This is a genomic window from Desulfovibrio sp., from assembly GCF_019422935.1.
Classification (GTDB): Bacteria; Desulfobacterota; Desulfovibrionia; order Desulfovibrionales; family Desulfovibrionaceae; genus Desulfovibrio.
Map to the genome: position 1 here is coordinate 29,355 of NZ_JAHZCJ010000011.1, position 15,339 is coordinate 44,693.

A 15,339-nucleotide genomic window follows, 5' to 3' on the forward strand; every position below is an offset into this window, starting at 1 on the left:
CATGCTGCGCGAAATCACGGCCCGTCCCATGATGCAGGGCAACCCCTACCTGCCCATGCCCGCCACTGTGGCCGAAGTCATACAGGAAACCGGCAACATCAAGACCCTGCGCGTGGTGCTGGACGATGATGCCGCCATGAAGTCCTTTACCTACGAACCCGGCCAGGTGGGCCAGCTCTCCGTATTCGGCGCTGGCGAATCCACCTTCGTCATCAACTCGCCGCCGTCGCAGAAGAACTACCTCCAGTTCTCTGTCATGCAGGCGGGCGAAGTGACCTCGGCCATCCACAGGCTCTCACCCGGCGACAAGGTGGGCGTGCGCGCTCCCTTGGGCAATCACTTTCCCTATGCCGACTGGAAGGGCAAGGACATCTTCTTTGTGGGCGGTGGCATCGGCATGGCACCTATCCGCACCATCATGCTGCACGTGCTGGAACACCGCGCCGACTTTGGCAAGGTGAGCCTGCTCTACGGCGCGCGTTCCCCGCGCGACATGGCCTTCAGCTATGAAACGGAAGACTGGCTGCGCCGCGACGATCTGGACTGCACCCTGTGCATCGACGCCCCCTTTGACGGCTGGCCGCACAAGGTAGGCCTGATCCCCAACGTGCTGCTGGAACTGAACCCCGATCCCAAAAACTGCGTGGCTGTGCTCTGCGGCCCGCCCATCATGATCAAGTTCACGGTGCAGGCCCTGCAAAAGCTCAACTTTGCGCCTGAAAACATCGTGACCACACTTGAAAAACGCATGAAGTGCGGCGTCGGCATCTGCGGACGCTGCAACATCGGCGGCCGCTACGTCTGCGTGGACGGCCCCGTGTTCACCTGGCAGGAATTGCAGGATCTGCCGCCGGAACTGTAAAATTCCACGGCATTCAGCATAGTCTGTTTGCGGGGGGTTCCCTTGTGATTGCCCTTGGGCAGCCATAATGGAGCCTCCCTTTTTTGCGCCCAGTTGGAGTTCTGCCTGCACACTCGCGCAGACCACTGAGCCAGGCCGGTTTTGCCGCTGCGCATCCATTCGGCGACAGTTGACAGGACGGGCGCAGTGGGTCAAGGAAGTACAACGCTTTCTTCAAGGGAGTATTCATGAAAAAAATGCTGATTCTCTGTTGCCTGATGCTTGGACTGCCCGTGGCTGTTCAGGCCAGCAACGACAAGATTGATCCTTCCACCTACATCTGCGCCGAGCTCGTGACCCAGCCCATGACCGAAGGCGGCCAGCCGCCCATATTTGAAGGCCTGCAAATTGACGGCTATGTGAGCGCCAAGATGGGCAACCCCATTGCAGACCCGGAGACACTCGCCCCCATGCTGGGCCAGGTTTACGGCGCCTGCCAGGTTGACCCCACCAAAAAGGTTGCCGCCATTTGGCAGGAAGCCCGCAAGACATTTCCTGTTGATACAGGGAGCACATGGCGCGCGGACAAGACCCTGTGCAAGGATTACACCGCCAACCCCGACGATGGCAGTGGCTTTGTGATCTGGCTTGACGGCTACAACCGGGGCAAGAGCGGCAAACCCGCATCCGTGCTTAACAGCGATGACACCCTCAAGGCCTACCTTGACGCTTGCAGCAAAAAACCCGATTCCCTCATGCTGGACGTGCTGGCCGAAAGCGCCAAGTAGCCCAATCCCTCCCCCAAAATTTGAAGGCCGCAGATTGCAAAATCTGCGGCCCTTGTATTTGAAAAAAGCAAGAACAGAGCATGTTAATTTGAACTGCTACCTCCGCTGAAGATGGCACAATGACAGGGCTGCTCTAAAAAATAACCATGTAAAGCGGTATGGTGATCATGGAAAGCAACGTTGTCAGGCTGACGGCCTGCGCCCCAAATTCAGGGTCAGTATGGTAGTGGGCGCTCAAAATAGCCGCCTGGGCCATCACCGGCAGGGATGCCTGGATAATGAAAACCTTGCCCATGAGCGCAGGCACCGGAAAGAAATAGAGCAGGCCAAGCATCACGAGCGGGCCAAGCATCATGCGCCCCATCGCCAGCAGAACCATATCCTTGCCGATCCTGATACTGCGCAATCCCATGTCGTAGATGGAAATACCAATAAAAATCATGGCAAGCGGCGTAGTGAGATTACCCAGCGAGCGGGCGACGTTCTGTAAAAATTCGGGCAGTTCAACGCCCAGCATTGTCAGAATCAAACCCGTTATAAAACCCAGGAAAGGCGGAGAAAATACTTGCCTGACCCGGGTGCGCAGAGGAATTTTTCCTCTGTTTTCAGTAATATCGCAGGTGATCGAGTAGACCCCCACAGTCCAGAAAAAAACCGTGCTCGCGGCATAGTACAGCAGCACATAGGGGATGGAACTTTCGCCGAACAGGGCCAGATTAACGGGAATACCAATAAAAATTGTGTTCGAATTGGCCACGCTGGCGCAGAACAGGCCAAAATGCTGCCTTTTGACGCGGGCCAGCTTGGCAAGCACAATGGCCATCGCAAAGGTGAGGGTCACCGAGCCCAACGGCAGCAGCGCCCCCTTTGCCAGCATGAGCAGATCGTCCCGATGGAACGAGTGCATGATGGTGTACATAAGAAAGGGCGGTAGGGCGATCTGGGTGATCAGGCGCGGCAGCACAATGCGGGTTTCCGCGCCAAACCAGTTGCGCGCCGCCAGCATGAACCCCACAAAGCCCAGCAGCATCAGCCCGAATACACCGCCCAGCGCATGCAAAAACGCCATGTCTCTTTATCCTTTCAAAATGCTCTTTCGCAACTTGCGCTCAGGGGCCAGAAAACCCCCACAAGCCAGAAAACAAATCCGGCTCGTGGGGGCTTTGAATCATTTCGCTCAGTTAGTTAGATTTCCTTGTAACGCCCGCCATTGGCAGCCGAGCTGACCAGATAGGCATAACGCCGCAGCACGGGGTAAGGACAATCCTTCTTGGGCACCACAAGGGCGGCGCGCCGCTTGGCAAGCTCGGCCTCGTCCACAAGCAGATCCAGCTTGCGGTTGGGAATGTCGATATGGATGGTATCGCCTTCGTGCACCAGAGCGATAACGCCACCGTCCGCTGCTTCGGGCGAAATGTGCCCGATGGCCGCGCCATTGGTGCCGCCTGAGAAACGGCCGTCCGTCAACAAGGCAACATCCTTGCCAAGGCCCATGCCTGTGATGGCCGCCGTGGGCGAGAGCATTTCGCGCATGCCCGGGCCCCCGCGCGGGCCTTCGTAACGGATCACAACGCCGTCCCCGGCCTTGATCTTGCCGTCAAGAATGGCCTTCATGGCGTCTTCTTCCGACTCAAACACCCGTGCCGTGACGTCGCGGCACATCATTTCGGGTGCAACGGCAGACTGCTTGACCACAGCGCCCTCGGGGGCCAGGCTGCCGCGCAGAATGGCAATGCCGCCCTGCTTGGAGTAGGGGTTTTCAACGCTGCGGATCACTTCAGGGTTCATGACGCGGGCGTTCATGATCTTGAGGTTTTCGCCCACGGTCTTGCCCGTGGCGGTCATGCAGTCCTTGTTGATGAGGCCCAGCTTGTCCAGCTCGGTCATGACGGCAGGGATCCCGCCCGCGTTGTCCAGATCAACCATGTAATGCTTGCCCGCCGGGGAAAGCTTGCACAGGTTGGGGCTCTTTTTGCTGACTTCGTCAAAAATTTCCAGGCCAAGCTTCAACCCGGCCTCGCCAAACACGGCGGGCAGGTGCAGCACGGTGTTGGTGGAGCAGCCAAGGGCCATATCCACGGCCACTGCGTTGGCAATAGACTTGGGTGTTACGATGTCCAGCGGGCGGATGTTCTTGCGCAGCAGATCCATAACCCGCATGCCCGCCGTTTTGGCAAGGCGGATGCGCGCGCCGCTCACAGCGGGGATGGTGCCGTTGCCGGGCAGGGCCACGCCGATGGTTTCAGACAGGCAGTTCATGGAGTTGGCCGTGAACATGCCCGCGCAGGCGCCGCAGCCGGGACAGGCGCGTTCGGCCATGTATTCCAGCTCTTCTTCGGTCATGGCGCCGCTGCGCACCTTGCCCACGGCTTCAAACACGGTGATAAGATCGCCGCGCTTACCGGGGCCGATGTCGCCGGGCAGCATGGGGCCGCCGGAAACCAGCACCGAAGGGATGTTCAGGCGCATCATGGCCATGAGCATACCGGGAACGCACTTGTCGCAGTTGGGAATGAACACCAGGGCGTCAAAGGCGTGACCGCGCGCCATAATTTCAATGGAATCCGCGATGAATTCACGCGAGGGCAGGGAAAAACGCATGCCTTCGTGGTTCATGGCCAGGCCGTCGCACACGGCAATAGCCGGGAACTGCAGCGGCGTACCGCCCGACATACGTACACCGGCCTTGACCGCATCGGCCAGGCTGTTCAGGTGCATATGCCCGGGAACAACCTCGCTGGCGGCATTCACAATGCCTACCAGGGGGCGTTCCATTTCTTCTCTGGTGAGGCCCAGAGCATAGAGCAGGGAGCGGTGGGGGGCTTTTTCCAGCCCGGACTTCATTTTTTTGCTGCGTGCTTCATCATCCATGACGGTATCCTTATGGTATGAACAACAAACATTCCTCTTGCGCCCGCAATCGGAATGAGAATGGTACGGTAATTTTTTGCGCCCGTAAACACGCCATAGCCGCCCCTGCCGCCCTGCCGAACAGAAAATTACCATCCAGACGTATGGCAATCCCCCCGGCTGAACAGGTATTTTTTCCGCACAGGCCTCAGCCACTTGAGCGCGCCGCCGAAGTGAGCTAATTTCCCGGCATGCAAAGCTCTACCCCAACCCTGGCCCGTCGCTACATATTCAAGCTCGTGGCCAATATCGCCTCCGTCCCGGTCTACCTTGTCATGGAGGCCATTCTGCCCCGCGCGCTCGGGCCGCAGATGTACGGCAATTACAGCTTTGCCACCAACCTGTTCCAGCAGCTTTCCGGCTTTCTGGATATGGGAACCTCCACCTGCTTTTACAATTCCCTCTCGCGCCGTCAGGCAGAGACCGGCCTCATCGGCTTTTACATGCGCGCCACAGCTGCGGTATTCGCCATTATCTTGCTGGCCGCAGGCCTGCTGCAGATTCCTGCGGCTGGCGAGCTGCTCATGCCAGATGTGCCCCTCTGGCTCGCGCCGCTGGCAGCCTTGTGGGCTTTTTTGACATGGTGGGGCCGGGTGCTGCGCTCCATGAACGATGCCGTGGGCGCGACAGTTTCTTCCGAAATGGTGCGCACCGTTGTTTCGCTGTTTACGGTGGGCTTGCTGGGGCTCATGTTCTGGGCCGACTGGCTGAACATCCACACGCTCTTTGCCCAGCAATACCTCATGCTTGGGGCAACTGCCCTTGGGTACTGGCTTGTTACGCGCACCTACTGGCGGCAGGCGGGCATTCCCCTGCACTTCCGGCTCACACCTGAGCAGACGCGCGCCTATGGGCGGGAATTTTTCAATTACAGCCACCCGCTGTTCGTGCAGGCCCTGCTTTCCTTTTTGCTCCTCACTGCCGAGCGCTGGCTGCTGCAATGGTTTGACGGCAGCGTGGAACAGGGCTTTTTTGCCCTTTCCCAAAAAGTCAGCATGGCCTGCTTTCTTTTTGTTTCAGCCATGACACCTCTGGTCATGCGCGAACTTTCCATCGCCTGGGGCAACAATGACCGCGAGGCCATGGGCCGCCTGCTCACGCGCTTTGCCCCGCTGCTGTACGTAGTGGCCGCCTATTTTTCGTGCTTTACGCTGGCCGAAGGTTCCGCCCTGGTGAACTTTTTTGGCGGCGCGCAGTTTGCCGCTGCTACCCTGCCCGTGCAGATCATGGCGCTTTACCCCCTGCATCAGGCCTATGGGCAGCTTGCCGGATCAGTTTTTCACGCTACGGGCCGCACCAAGGTGCTGCGCAATATGGCGGCGCTGGAATGCATTTACGGTTTCAGCACAGCGTGGTTTCTGCTTGCGCCGCCGGAATATTATGGGCTTGGCCTCGGAGCCGTAGGGTTGGCGATCAAAACCGTGTGCGTGCAGATCATCACGGTGAACGTGTATCTTTGGCTGGCCTCGCGCTTTATTCCGCTCAAGTTCTGGCGCAACGTGGCCCATCAGGTATGGAGCCTCGCCGTCTTGCTGCTGCTGGCTTTTGGCTGCCGCCAGCTTACGCTCTATCTTGGCATTGGCGATGTGGATTCCCTGCCGCGTTTTCTTGTTTCCGGCGTCATCTACACCGCGGCTATCGGGCTGCTCTGCCTGGGCATGCCCGCTGTAATGGGCTTTTCCCGGCAGGAATTGCGCGAAGTATTCATCCGGTTCAGCAAATCCAGATCGCACAGCTAACCCCCTGTCCAACAAAAGAGAAAGGCCGGACAGTGGTCTGCTCCCCATCAAGTGGACAGGCCAAAAAGGCCAGGACGAATATTCAATCGGCCAGCTTTTCCCGAAATTCTATCGGAGAGAGCTGGCCGTGTTTTCATACTTCGTAGCTTCCACAGTGCAAGAAGCGGCAGAATTCAGGTAAACTTTTTGGGGAAAATGTCGTCAAGAAAAGGAGGAGTACAAAACTGTGCGCGCGTGAGGTGTCGGAATGGACTTTTTTGATGATATTTTGACAGCCACATATTTAAAGAGGGCCAGCTTGAGCCTTCTGCTGGATAGTTTGCCGCAGTCAGTGCCCCCAACTTACACATCCGGCAAAGAAATGCTGGCCGCAGCCTTGACCGGGCGAATCCGGACTGATGCATCCATGTTGCGGCAAGGGGCGAAAAATGCCACTGAAGGGGCAAATATTGCCACGCTGATTGCAACGTCCACATCCTCGGTGCGCGACAACCTGAACAAGATGTTGACCCTTGCCCAAGAGGTGAAGGCTGACCCGACCAAGGGCAGCGTCAACGGCGCCGCGTTTACAGCCCTCGCCGGGGAGCTCTCATCAGTTGCTTCTGGAACAAAATACAATAATATTTCTTTGTTAAATAAAAATGGCTGGACGAACGATAGTCGCCTCACTATCAGCGGCGACGGAAAATCCTCCACCTTTAAACTGCAGATGGGATACGGTAGTTCAACCTTTACACTGAACGATTTGTCGTATCTGGATTACCTGAAGAGTGTTGATTTAAGCAGCGGCTCGCTCGATGTAAATGCGCTTATCAGCGATCTTTCAACACAAATAAACACAGTAAATGTAATATATAGTCGGAATAATTCGCTATCTGGATCTTACACAAGCGAGGCGAAAGTCTTGGTGGAACAGGCAGGCATTCTGGATAAGGCCGCCAAGGATGCGATGCCGAGTGAGGAAGACCCGCTTTTGCGGGATATTGGCAGTATTATTTCCACAACATCCTGAGCGCTGTTGTTGCGCAAATATCCTTGGGCATGCTCGGTTTATATCCCGGCAATGCTCCCACCCACCAACATTCCGGATTGTTGCATTTCTCCCCGCGCAGCAACCAGCGGCACTTCGTGCACCGACTTCACTTGGCCTCGTACTAAAAACTTAGCAAGCGGCTCTTGCACATGTTCCGCCTGTTCGCTTTTACGGTGTCTACCTGATGGGTGGGCATAGCAGTGCTGCCCAGGTGCCCTTTATACTGAGGCCAGCGCTGCTGAGGGTAATCGAATCCGTCCTTTGTCTTTACACTGCCGCATCAAGCAGCAGATTGTCTCTATGGATAACCTCAGGATAGTGCGCATCGCCCAGAATAGCTGCGACTTCGTGCCTTTTCAGGCCCATAATTTTTTTCAGGTCTGAGGTGCTGTAGTTGGAGAGGCCCACGCCAAGGCTTTGCCCTTCGTGCAGCACGCGTACCAGCCCGCCCTGCTGAAAGTTGCCCTCAACGCGGAACACGCCGCCGGGCAGGAGGCTGCCGCCCTTGTGCAGCAGGGCCTTGGCCGCGCCAGCGTCCACATGCACGCTGCCCGCCGGATCAGACTGATAGGCCAGCCAGAATTTTCGGCGCGGTATGGCATGCCGCGCCGGGCAAACCCATGTGCCGCCCGTAAATGGCTCATGTCCCTGCGGAGCCGGACAAATACCGCTGGCGGCAAAGGCCCGCGTGATAATCTCCGGCTCGCGCCCCGGCAAAATCAGCGTGGGAACGCCAATCTGCGCGGCGCGACGGGCAGCCAGCAGCTTAGAATACATACCGCCCGTGCCTACGGAAGTCTTGCCGCCGCAAAGCTGACCCAGATCAAGGGCCGCCACATCATCAATGTGATCCATGATGGGGGCGTTGGGGTCTTTTTGCGGATCGGCAGCCAGCACGCCCGAGGCGGAAGTGAGATTGATGAAAAGATCAGCTCCGGTCAGATTGACCAGAAGGCTTGCAAGGCAGTCGTTATCGCCGAACTTCAGTTCGCTGATGGATACGGTGTCGTTTTCGTTGACAATGGGCAGCACGCCCCATTCCAGCAGTTCGGCAAAGGTATTGCGCGCGTTAAGGAAGCGCTGACGCGCGCGCAGGTCATCGCGGGTCAGCAACACCTGAGCGGTGGGCATGCGGTGGGCTAAAAACACCTTGTCCCAGCTCTGCATGAGCTGCCCCTGCCCCACTGCTGCCGCAGCCTGACGCGCCGCGAGGCCTGTGGTTTCAACCACATGCCCGCGCGTGGCAAGCGCCGCCCTGCCTGCGGCTACAGCGCCGGAAGAAACAAGCACCAGCCGACGCGGCTCCGCGCCACCAGCATTACCGGATGCCGCATCGCCCGCAGGCAGCAGGTTGCGCAAACGCGCCAACTGCCCGGCCAGATTTTCCAGCACAGGCATGCTCAGGCCCTGGGCATCGGTGAGTACGGCGCTGCCTACTTTGACAACCACCACCCGCGCCTGAGCAAGCACCCGGGCGCGTTCCTGCCGCCAGTCTTCCGTCGGCGCTGTCATATATGCTCCACAGACCGCTACTCGCGGGTATAGATCACTTCAATTTCGGGGAAGTCCTCTTCCTCATCACCGTCTGTATCGGCAAAATGCAGGATAGGCGCGTGGCTGGCGGTTTCATCGCGCATGCGCCACAGCTCTTCCACCAGCGGCTCAACGTCGATGTTGTCCCGCGCGGAAATAAAAAAGATATTCCGACCGTCGGCTTTGGCCCTGTTTTTCAGTTCTTCCAGACGCTCAGGGCTGATGAGGTCGATCTTGTTGACCACCTCAATCTGCTGACGCTCGCCCAGCTCTTCGTCAAAACGGCGCAGTTCCTCATTGATGAGGTTAAAGCCCGCCCAAGGGTCATCCTCGCCCACATCTTCCACGCTGAGAATGTGCACGAGAAAACGTGTGCGCTCCACATGCTTGAGGAAGCGCAGCCCTAGCCCCTGACCTTCATGCGCGCCTTCTATAAGGCCGGGAATGTCGGCAATGACCATGCGCCTGTCGGGATCCACTTCGTCAATCATCACGCCGAGGTTGGGCGTGAGCGTGGTGAAGGGATAGGCCGCGATCTTGGGACGCGCCGCAGAGACCTGCGAAATAAAGGTGGATTTGCCCGCATTGGGCAAGCCCAACAGACCGGCATCGGCCAGAATCTTCAACTCAAGGCGAAGATTTTTTTCTTCGCCCGGCTCGCCGGGCTGGCAAAAGCGCGGCGCGCGCATGGTGGAAGACTTGAAATGCTCGTTGCCCTTGCCGCCGCGTCCGCCGCGCGCAACCATCACTTCCGCTTCAGGATCGCTGAGGTCGGCCAGCAGCTCTTCACCATCCGGGCCTTCAACAAAAACAAGCGTGCCCACCGGCAGGTGCAGCACCATGTCTTCACCTTTTTTGCCATCGCACTGGCTGCCCTCGCCGGGGCGACCATTACGGGCTTCGTAAAGGCGCTTGAGGCGAAAATCGTACAAAGACAGCAAACGGCCATCGGCTTTCAGCAACACTGAACCGCCGTCACCACCGTTGCCGCCGTCCGGGCCGCCGCGCGGCACAAACTTTTCACGCCGAAAAGACAAACAACCGTGCCCGCCCTTACCGGCGCGCACCTGAATTCGAGCTTCATCTACAAATCGCATGGGATATCCTTGCGGTCAGTCCGCGCGGCTGCGCCTGCATTGCTGGCGCTCGCCGTATTGTATAAGGGGCTGCCGTTCCGAAAAACCGCGCAAAACATGCAGCAATGCAGGTCAGCGCCATGTGGCAAACACCTGCTTGCCCTACGCTGCCTGCTTTTCGGTCTGTGGCCTTGCGCCACACATACCCCAGCACAAACACCGAGAGGGAAGAAGCCTCGCGGCCCCTTCCCTCATCGGCAAATTCCACGCGGCCGCTTAGTCGGCGGCCGCCTCCACATGCACGCGCGTGTGAACGCGACGTTTGCGGATATACTTCTCAAAGCGCACAACGCCGGCCACTTTGGCGAACAGGGTAAAATCCCTGCCCATGCCCACGTTCACACCGGGGTAAACGGTAGTGCCGAGCTGACGCACCAGAATATTGCCAGCCAGAACGCTCTGACCGCCAAAACGCTTTACGCCGCGGCGTTGGCCTTCACTGTCGCGACCGTTGCGCGAAGAGCCGCCTGCTTTCTTATGTGCCATGGTAGCCTCCCTGGGGCGCCGACCCTGTGGACCGGCGGGGCAAAATAAATATCTTTCAACGCGCCCTGCACGAATGCGGGGCTATTGGCAGACCATGCCCGCGGCCTGCCGAACCTCAGCTAAAGCCGGGTTCTAGGCGTTGATGCTCTTAACGCGAATGGTGGTGTAATCCTGGCGGTGACCGCGCAGCTTGCGCGAGTCATTACGACGCCAGCGCTTGAACACCTTGATCTTGGGTCCGCGCCCGTGATCCACCACTTCCGCCATAACGGCGGCCCCGGCAAGATAGGGAGCGCCGACTTTGCATTCAGCGCCGCCGACCATCAGCACCTTGTCCAGGGAAATCTCGCTTCCGGCCTGAACCGCAAGCTTTTCCACAACTACTTTAGAACCTTCTTCGACGCGGTACTGTTTTCCGCCGGTCTCGATAATCGCGTACATATCAACCTCCAAAAAGAGAAAGGCATATTTGCCCCACAGGCCGACAAATGTCAAGCGCGTTTTGCAGAAATTTTTGCAAAACTCGCTACAACAGTCCGCGACTTGCGCGAGTGGCGAGAATACACAACTTCATAGCGGGGAGCAATGTCTTTTTGCGCCCGAGCACGCGCCGCCTCGCCCTTTCATTTTCGGCCGCACTTGCACAGCCGCAAGCCTGCTGCTATCTCTGGGGCGCATGAACACAGCCCCCACACATCTCACACTTGATATCACCGCCCTTTCGCACGATGGGCGCGGCATTGCTCGCCTTGCGCCGACGGACGACCATGCCAGCAAGGGCACCGTCATATTTGTGGCAAATGCCCTGCCGGGCCAGCGGGTGAACGCGCGCGTTTTGCGGCGCAAGTCCTCCTTTATAGATGCGGAAACCGCATCCCTGATCCAGAACGCGCCGGACGCCGTCGATCCCATTTGCCCCCACCATGCCGAGTGTGGCGGCTGCCCCTTGCAAACCATGCCCTATGCGCAGCAGCGTTACTGGAAGCGCACTCTGACAGTGGACGCCCTGACCCGCATTGGCAAGTTTGACCGGGAGCTGATTGAAACTATACTTCCGCCCGTCACTGGCTCACCCGCGCTGACGCGGTTTCGCAATAAAATGGAATTTGCCTTCGGGCACGACACGGACAACAAGGCCGATTTGAAACTCGGCCTGCGACGCCGCAATGGCCGCGATGTGGTCGATGTGCCGCACTGCGCCCTCATGCCGCCCGAAGCGCTACAGATAGTAAGCATGGTGGGCAAACTGGCAGCTGAAAGCGGATTTGCCGCCTACACAGCACCCAATGCAAGGGAAGGTCAGCCCTTTCGCCCCACGCAAGGTCAACAAAGACTAGGCCGCCGGGGCGGCTTTGCCCGGAGCACCCCGCGCAGCCACGCCATCCCGATTCACGAGGTCGTGGACAATGGCTTCTGGCGTTTTTTTGTGCTGCGGCGCGGCCTTGCTGCGGACATGCGCACTCCGCGCTGGTGGGCCCTGTGCATCACAAGCCCTGGCGATACGGCGCAGCGAGCAGCTGTGCGGTTGCTCGGCAGGGAGGTGCTGGCGGCATTTCCCCAGTTGTCGGCATTTATCCATGAAGAACGCGCCACCGCTGATGCCTTTGCTTTTGGCGAAAAGCGCGTGCAGACCCTGGACGACACTGGCCGGGAAAATCCCTCAGCCGCACGGTTGTTTCTGCCCCTTGCCGACATGAACTTTACCCTTGATGCGGCTTCATTCTTTCAGGTGAATACTGGCGGGGCGCAGGCGCTTGCGCATGCGGCACAGCGCATGCTCGCGTCCGACAGACCTACGGATTGCCAACACAATGTCCGCCCTCGAGGTCTGCTCGATCTTTATTGTGGCGTTGGCGCACCTGGCCTGCTGCTGGCGCGCAACTATTCCGCCCTGCTCGGCCTGGAGCAGGACAGCCGCGCCGTGAAGCTTGCTGCCATAAATGCCAGGGCCAATGACATCAATTACTGCCAGTATGAGGCAGGGGATGCGGCGTATCGCCTTGAGCACCTTGCGCCTCTAGAACCTGCAAGCCGCTGGCAGGCAGCTGGGTTTGACGAGTCAGCCAGCATTCCGCAGGCAACAGATGCTCTGGCAGATCCGCCAAGGGCCGGGCTTTCGCCGCGCGCGCTGGATGCGCTCATGCAGATCGCGCCAGACAGAATCCTTTATATATCCTGCAACCCGGCTACGCTGGCGCGAGACGCCGCGCAACTGCGCTCCAGGTATTCCCTGGAGCGGCTTGAAGCGGTAGACCTTTTCCCTCACACGCCGCACCTCGAGTGTCTGAGCCTCTGGCACAGGCTCGACTAAGCCGCAGGCAGACATTTTTTTGCAAATTTGCCAGAGCCGATTTTTGGTATCAACAGCCAGTTTTCCGCGCCTATGGCCCCTAAGGAATGCAGCGTAATCACAAGTTTCCGCCCAAAGTCATTGACGCGTCGGGTCGCCTGTGATAATTTGAACAGCGTTAAGGGGACCATGACGCTTACAGGTTCCAGCCACGTGCGCGGAGGCCTTATGTCGTTCAAGGATTTTCTTAAGCAGCAGCAAACCGGTATGGAAGCCATGGCCAACACAGGGGTCATCGGACTGCATCTGGTGAGCGGCCCCGCAGTGGGTTTTGCCATTGGTTATGGCATTGACCACTGGTTTGGCACCAGCCCATGGGGCAAGCTGGTTTTTCTGTTCATCGGCATAGCGGCAGGTTTTTTGAACGTGTATCGCGACACTCAGGCCCTGCTGCGCAAAATGGCGGCGCAGGACGCCCGCCGGAAAGGCCTTGCGCCGGAACAGCAAAACGAAACGCCCCCAGCGGGGCAAGGCAAAACAGACAGCCGTGCGCAGACTGAAACAGATGATACACAGCCTTGACGCCTGGCTTTGGCGGCGCGGCATTGATCACCCGGCTATCCGTGTTTTGCTGCGTAACGAAATTTTGCTCGCCGCATGCAGCCTTTTGATCGGCGGGCTGGCCTTTACGGCCACACCCTGGTTTTTCTGGTTTGGAGTGGGCCTGACCATCATGGCCTGGACATTTTGGGGATTGGCGCGCTTTTTTCTGCGCAAGGGCCTGGGGGATTACAGCACGGCCTTTTTGCGCATAGTACTGGTGCGCTGGATGGGTCGGATGGTTATAATCGGCGCGCTTCTCTATGTTTCGCTGATTGTGTATCAAGCCCCTGTTTTCGCCATAGTAGGCGGCATGGCCGCAGCCGGAGCTTGCGCTCTGGCAAGTTATGCCCTGGCAGCGCGTGGACCGCGACGCCGGGCAGACTAACCGGAAAGGCCTGACAGCCAACCCGGGGCACGGCAGCCGCAACACGGCAGGGCAAATGCCCAAGGCCGCAAATTTTGGGGAATGGCCCGCACGGGTCTAACATTAACGCCGCGCTTTGGCGCGTACTCACCAGGAGGCATGGCTCATGGCAGGTGGTTTGCCGCATCCGGTATTGCTCTCCACATTTATGGGCATGGACGAGATCGCCATCGGTGGAACGATGGTGGAATTCAAACATGTGTTCTACTCCTGGGTCTGTATGGCCATTCTGTTCACCGTAGCGTTGATCATGCGCCGTCGGCTGACCATGGTTCCCGGAGGTTTGCAAAACTTTTTTGAAGCCTTGGTGGATACCATCGAGAACTTCATCCTTGCCACCATGGGTGAGCATGGACGCAAGTTCGTTGGCCTCCTGGCTGGCATGTTCATCTACATCTTCGGCATGAACCTTATGGGTCTTGTGCCCGGCTTTGACGCTCCTACAGCCAACCTCAACACCACCGTGTGCATGGCGCTGTTCGTGCTCGTGTTCTACAACGCCGTGGGTCTGATCCGCTGGAAGGCGCACTACATCCACCACTTTACCGGTCCCTCCAAGGTGCTCATTCCGCTCATGTTTCCGCTTGAAGTGGTTTCGCACCTTTCGCGCCCGGTTTCGCTTTCTCTCCGTCTTTTCGGCAACATCCGCGGTGAAGAAATCGTTATGGTGCTGTTCTTCGTAATGGCTCCCATACTCGGCACCCTGCCCATCTACGCCCTCTTCCTTTTGGGCAAGACCATGCAGGCTTTCGTGTTCTTCATGCTGACCATGTTCTACATCAAGGGCGCGCTTGAAGCACCCGAGCATTAGGCCGATGGCCACGGGCTGCCTGCGGCCCGCCGAATAAACATCGGCAAATTGCGGGACGTTACACACGACACATAGTGGGGAATGGTCGATAACGACCCAACAATACAACAGTGCAAGGAGTGTCTCATGCGTAAGTTTCTGATGATCGCCCTGAACACCGTGGCCCTTCTCGGCATGGCCACCATGGCTTTTGCTGCCAACCAGCTCGACGCCTCGGCTCTGGGCTACACCTGCCTGGCCGCCGCCCTTGGCATCGGCATTGCCGCTTTCGGTTGCGGCATCGGCATGGGCCTTGGTCTGAAGGGCGCCTGCGAAGGCGTTGCCCGCAACCCTGACGTGAGCGGCAAGATCACCGGTACCATGATTCTGGCCTTCGCCTTCATCGAATCGCTGGCCATTTACGCCCTGGTTATCAGCTTCATCCTGCTGTACGCCAACCCCTACGCGTAAGTCCGGATCACATTGATTTGTAAAAAGGCGGCCCTTGGGCCGCCTTTTTTTATTTGCAACAGGTCATATCTGCTACGTCTGTAGCTATTGATACGAATCCGATACTGCTTCAAATCAGCAATTTTTTGTTATCCAAGCTGCCTGCAACAGTAAAAAATATGAAGATAAAACCTTGCCTCAGTCACAACACCTGCCAAGAAAAGTCAAACATTGTTGGGCCCACACTTCCACCCGGATAGACTTGATATATAAAAAAAGACCGTTATCTGCCTACAGCAAATACCTTTCCTTGAGT

15 protein-coding genes are annotated in these 15,339 nt (G+C 58.0%); 9 read left to right on the top strand and 6 right to left on the bottom strand.

Translation table 11 applies throughout. The features are described 5' to 3' along the window. Window position 1 precedes the first annotated feature (1 nt). Both QZ383_RS13025 and QZ383_RS13030 read left to right on the top strand, forming a co-directional pair. Window positions 2-862 carry an FAD/NAD(P)-binding protein gene (locus QZ383_RS13025; RefSeq protein WP_291446199.1) on the top strand — a complete coding sequence of 287 codons (861 nt, stop codon included), beginning with the start codon at window positions 2-4 and terminating at the stop codon, window positions 860-862. Between the two features lie 227 nt (window positions 863-1,089). Then, window positions 1,090-1,629: a hypothetical protein gene (locus tag QZ383_RS13030; RefSeq protein ID WP_291446046.1), complete on the top strand. Its 540-nt coding sequence runs from the start codon at window positions 1,090-1,092 to the stop codon at window positions 1,627-1,629. 133 nt (window positions 1,630-1,762) lie between these two features. On the opposite strand, the gene QZ383_RS13035 is transcribed toward QZ383_RS13030, so the two are convergent. Continuing rightward, on the bottom strand, window positions 1,763-2,698 hold the full coding sequence (locus tag QZ383_RS13035) for an AEC family transporter (RefSeq protein WP_291446047.1): 936 nt from the start codon (window positions 2,696-2,698) through the stop codon (window positions 1,763-1,765). Between the two features lie 116 nt (window positions 2,699-2,814). Beyond that, window positions 2,815-4,500, bottom strand: coding sequence for a dihydroxy-acid dehydratase (gene ilvD / locus QZ383_RS13040; RefSeq protein ID WP_291446049.1), 1,686 nt, complete (start codon window positions 4,498-4,500; stop codon window positions 2,815-2,817). Between the two features lie 230 nt (window positions 4,501-4,730). Here ilvD and QZ383_RS13045 point away from each other — a divergent pair, with 230 nt between their 5' ends. Together QZ383_RS13045 and QZ383_RS13050 are read left to right on the top strand one after the other, a co-directional pair. Continuing rightward, a complete protein-coding gene (locus QZ383_RS13045; RefSeq protein WP_291446051.1) occupies window positions 4,731-6,278 on the top strand; it encodes a lipopolysaccharide biosynthesis protein in 1,548 nt (515 codons plus the stop codon). A 247-nt stretch (window positions 6,279-6,525) separates the two neighbouring features. Further along, entirely contained in the window at window positions 6,526-7,290 is a 765-nt protein-coding gene (locus tag QZ383_RS13050) for a hypothetical protein (RefSeq protein WP_291446052.1), read from the top strand. Between the two features lie 288 nt (window positions 7,291-7,578). Here the strand turns inward: QZ383_RS13050 and proB are convergent, their stop codons facing one another. The 4 genes from proB to rplU form a co-directional block, all read right to left on the bottom strand. Then, window positions 7,579-8,823 (bottom strand): glutamate 5-kinase, encoded by a 1,245-nt coding sequence (proB, locus tag QZ383_RS13055; protein ID WP_291446053.1) that lies wholly within the window; start codon window positions 8,821-8,823, stop codon window positions 7,579-7,581. 17 nt (window positions 8,824-8,840) lie between these two features. Further along, complete coding sequence (obgE, locus tag QZ383_RS13060; RefSeq protein WP_291446054.1) at window positions 8,841-9,941, bottom strand: GTPase ObgE; 1,101 nt, start codon at window positions 9,939-9,941, stop codon at window positions 8,841-8,843. A gap of 255 nt (window positions 9,942-10,196) precedes the next feature. Continuing rightward, on the bottom strand, window positions 10,197-10,466 hold the full coding sequence (gene rpmA / locus QZ383_RS13065) for a 50S ribosomal protein L27 (RefSeq protein ID WP_192112631.1): 270 nt from the start codon (window positions 10,464-10,466) through the stop codon (window positions 10,197-10,199). 132 nt (window positions 10,467-10,598) lie between these two features. Continuing rightward, complete coding sequence (gene rplU, locus QZ383_RS13070) at window positions 10,599-10,907, bottom strand: 50S ribosomal protein L21 (RefSeq protein ID WP_192112630.1); 309 nt, start codon at window positions 10,905-10,907, stop codon at window positions 10,599-10,601. A gap of 235 nt (window positions 10,908-11,142) precedes the next feature. On the opposite strand from rplU, the gene QZ383_RS13075 reads away from it, so the two are divergent. The 5 genes from QZ383_RS13075 to atpE all read left to right on the top strand — a co-directional run bounded on the left by QZ383_RS13075 (window position 11,143) and on the right by atpE (window position 15,044). Beyond that, the gene (locus QZ383_RS13075) at window positions 11,143-12,777 is read left to right on the top strand and encodes a TRAM domain-containing protein (protein ID WP_291446055.1); all 1,635 of its coding nucleotides are present in this window, start codon (window positions 11,143-11,145) and stop codon (window positions 12,775-12,777) included. Between the two features lie 168 nt (window positions 12,778-12,945). Then, window positions 12,946-13,338, top strand: a complete 393-nt coding sequence (locus QZ383_RS13080; RefSeq protein ID WP_291446057.1) for an AtpZ/AtpI family protein — start codon at window positions 12,946-12,948, stop codon at window positions 13,336-13,338. Beyond that, the gene (locus QZ383_RS13085; RefSeq protein ID WP_291446059.1) at window positions 13,304-13,744 is read left to right on the top strand and encodes a hypothetical protein; all 441 of its coding nucleotides are present in this window, start codon (window positions 13,304-13,306) and stop codon (window positions 13,742-13,744) included. The genes QZ383_RS13080 and QZ383_RS13085 overlap by 35 nt, the downstream gene beginning before the upstream one ends. A gap of 145 nt (window positions 13,745-13,889) precedes the next feature. Then, entirely contained in the window at window positions 13,890-14,594 is a 705-nt protein-coding gene (gene atpB / locus QZ383_RS13090) for a F0F1 ATP synthase subunit A (protein ID WP_291446061.1), read from the top strand. 126 nt (window positions 14,595-14,720) lie between these two features. Beyond that, a complete protein-coding gene (gene atpE, locus QZ383_RS13095) occupies window positions 14,721-15,044 on the top strand; it encodes an ATP synthase F0 subunit C (RefSeq protein WP_022658856.1) in 324 nt (107 codons plus the stop codon). Window positions 15,045-15,339: the final 295 nt, after the last annotated feature.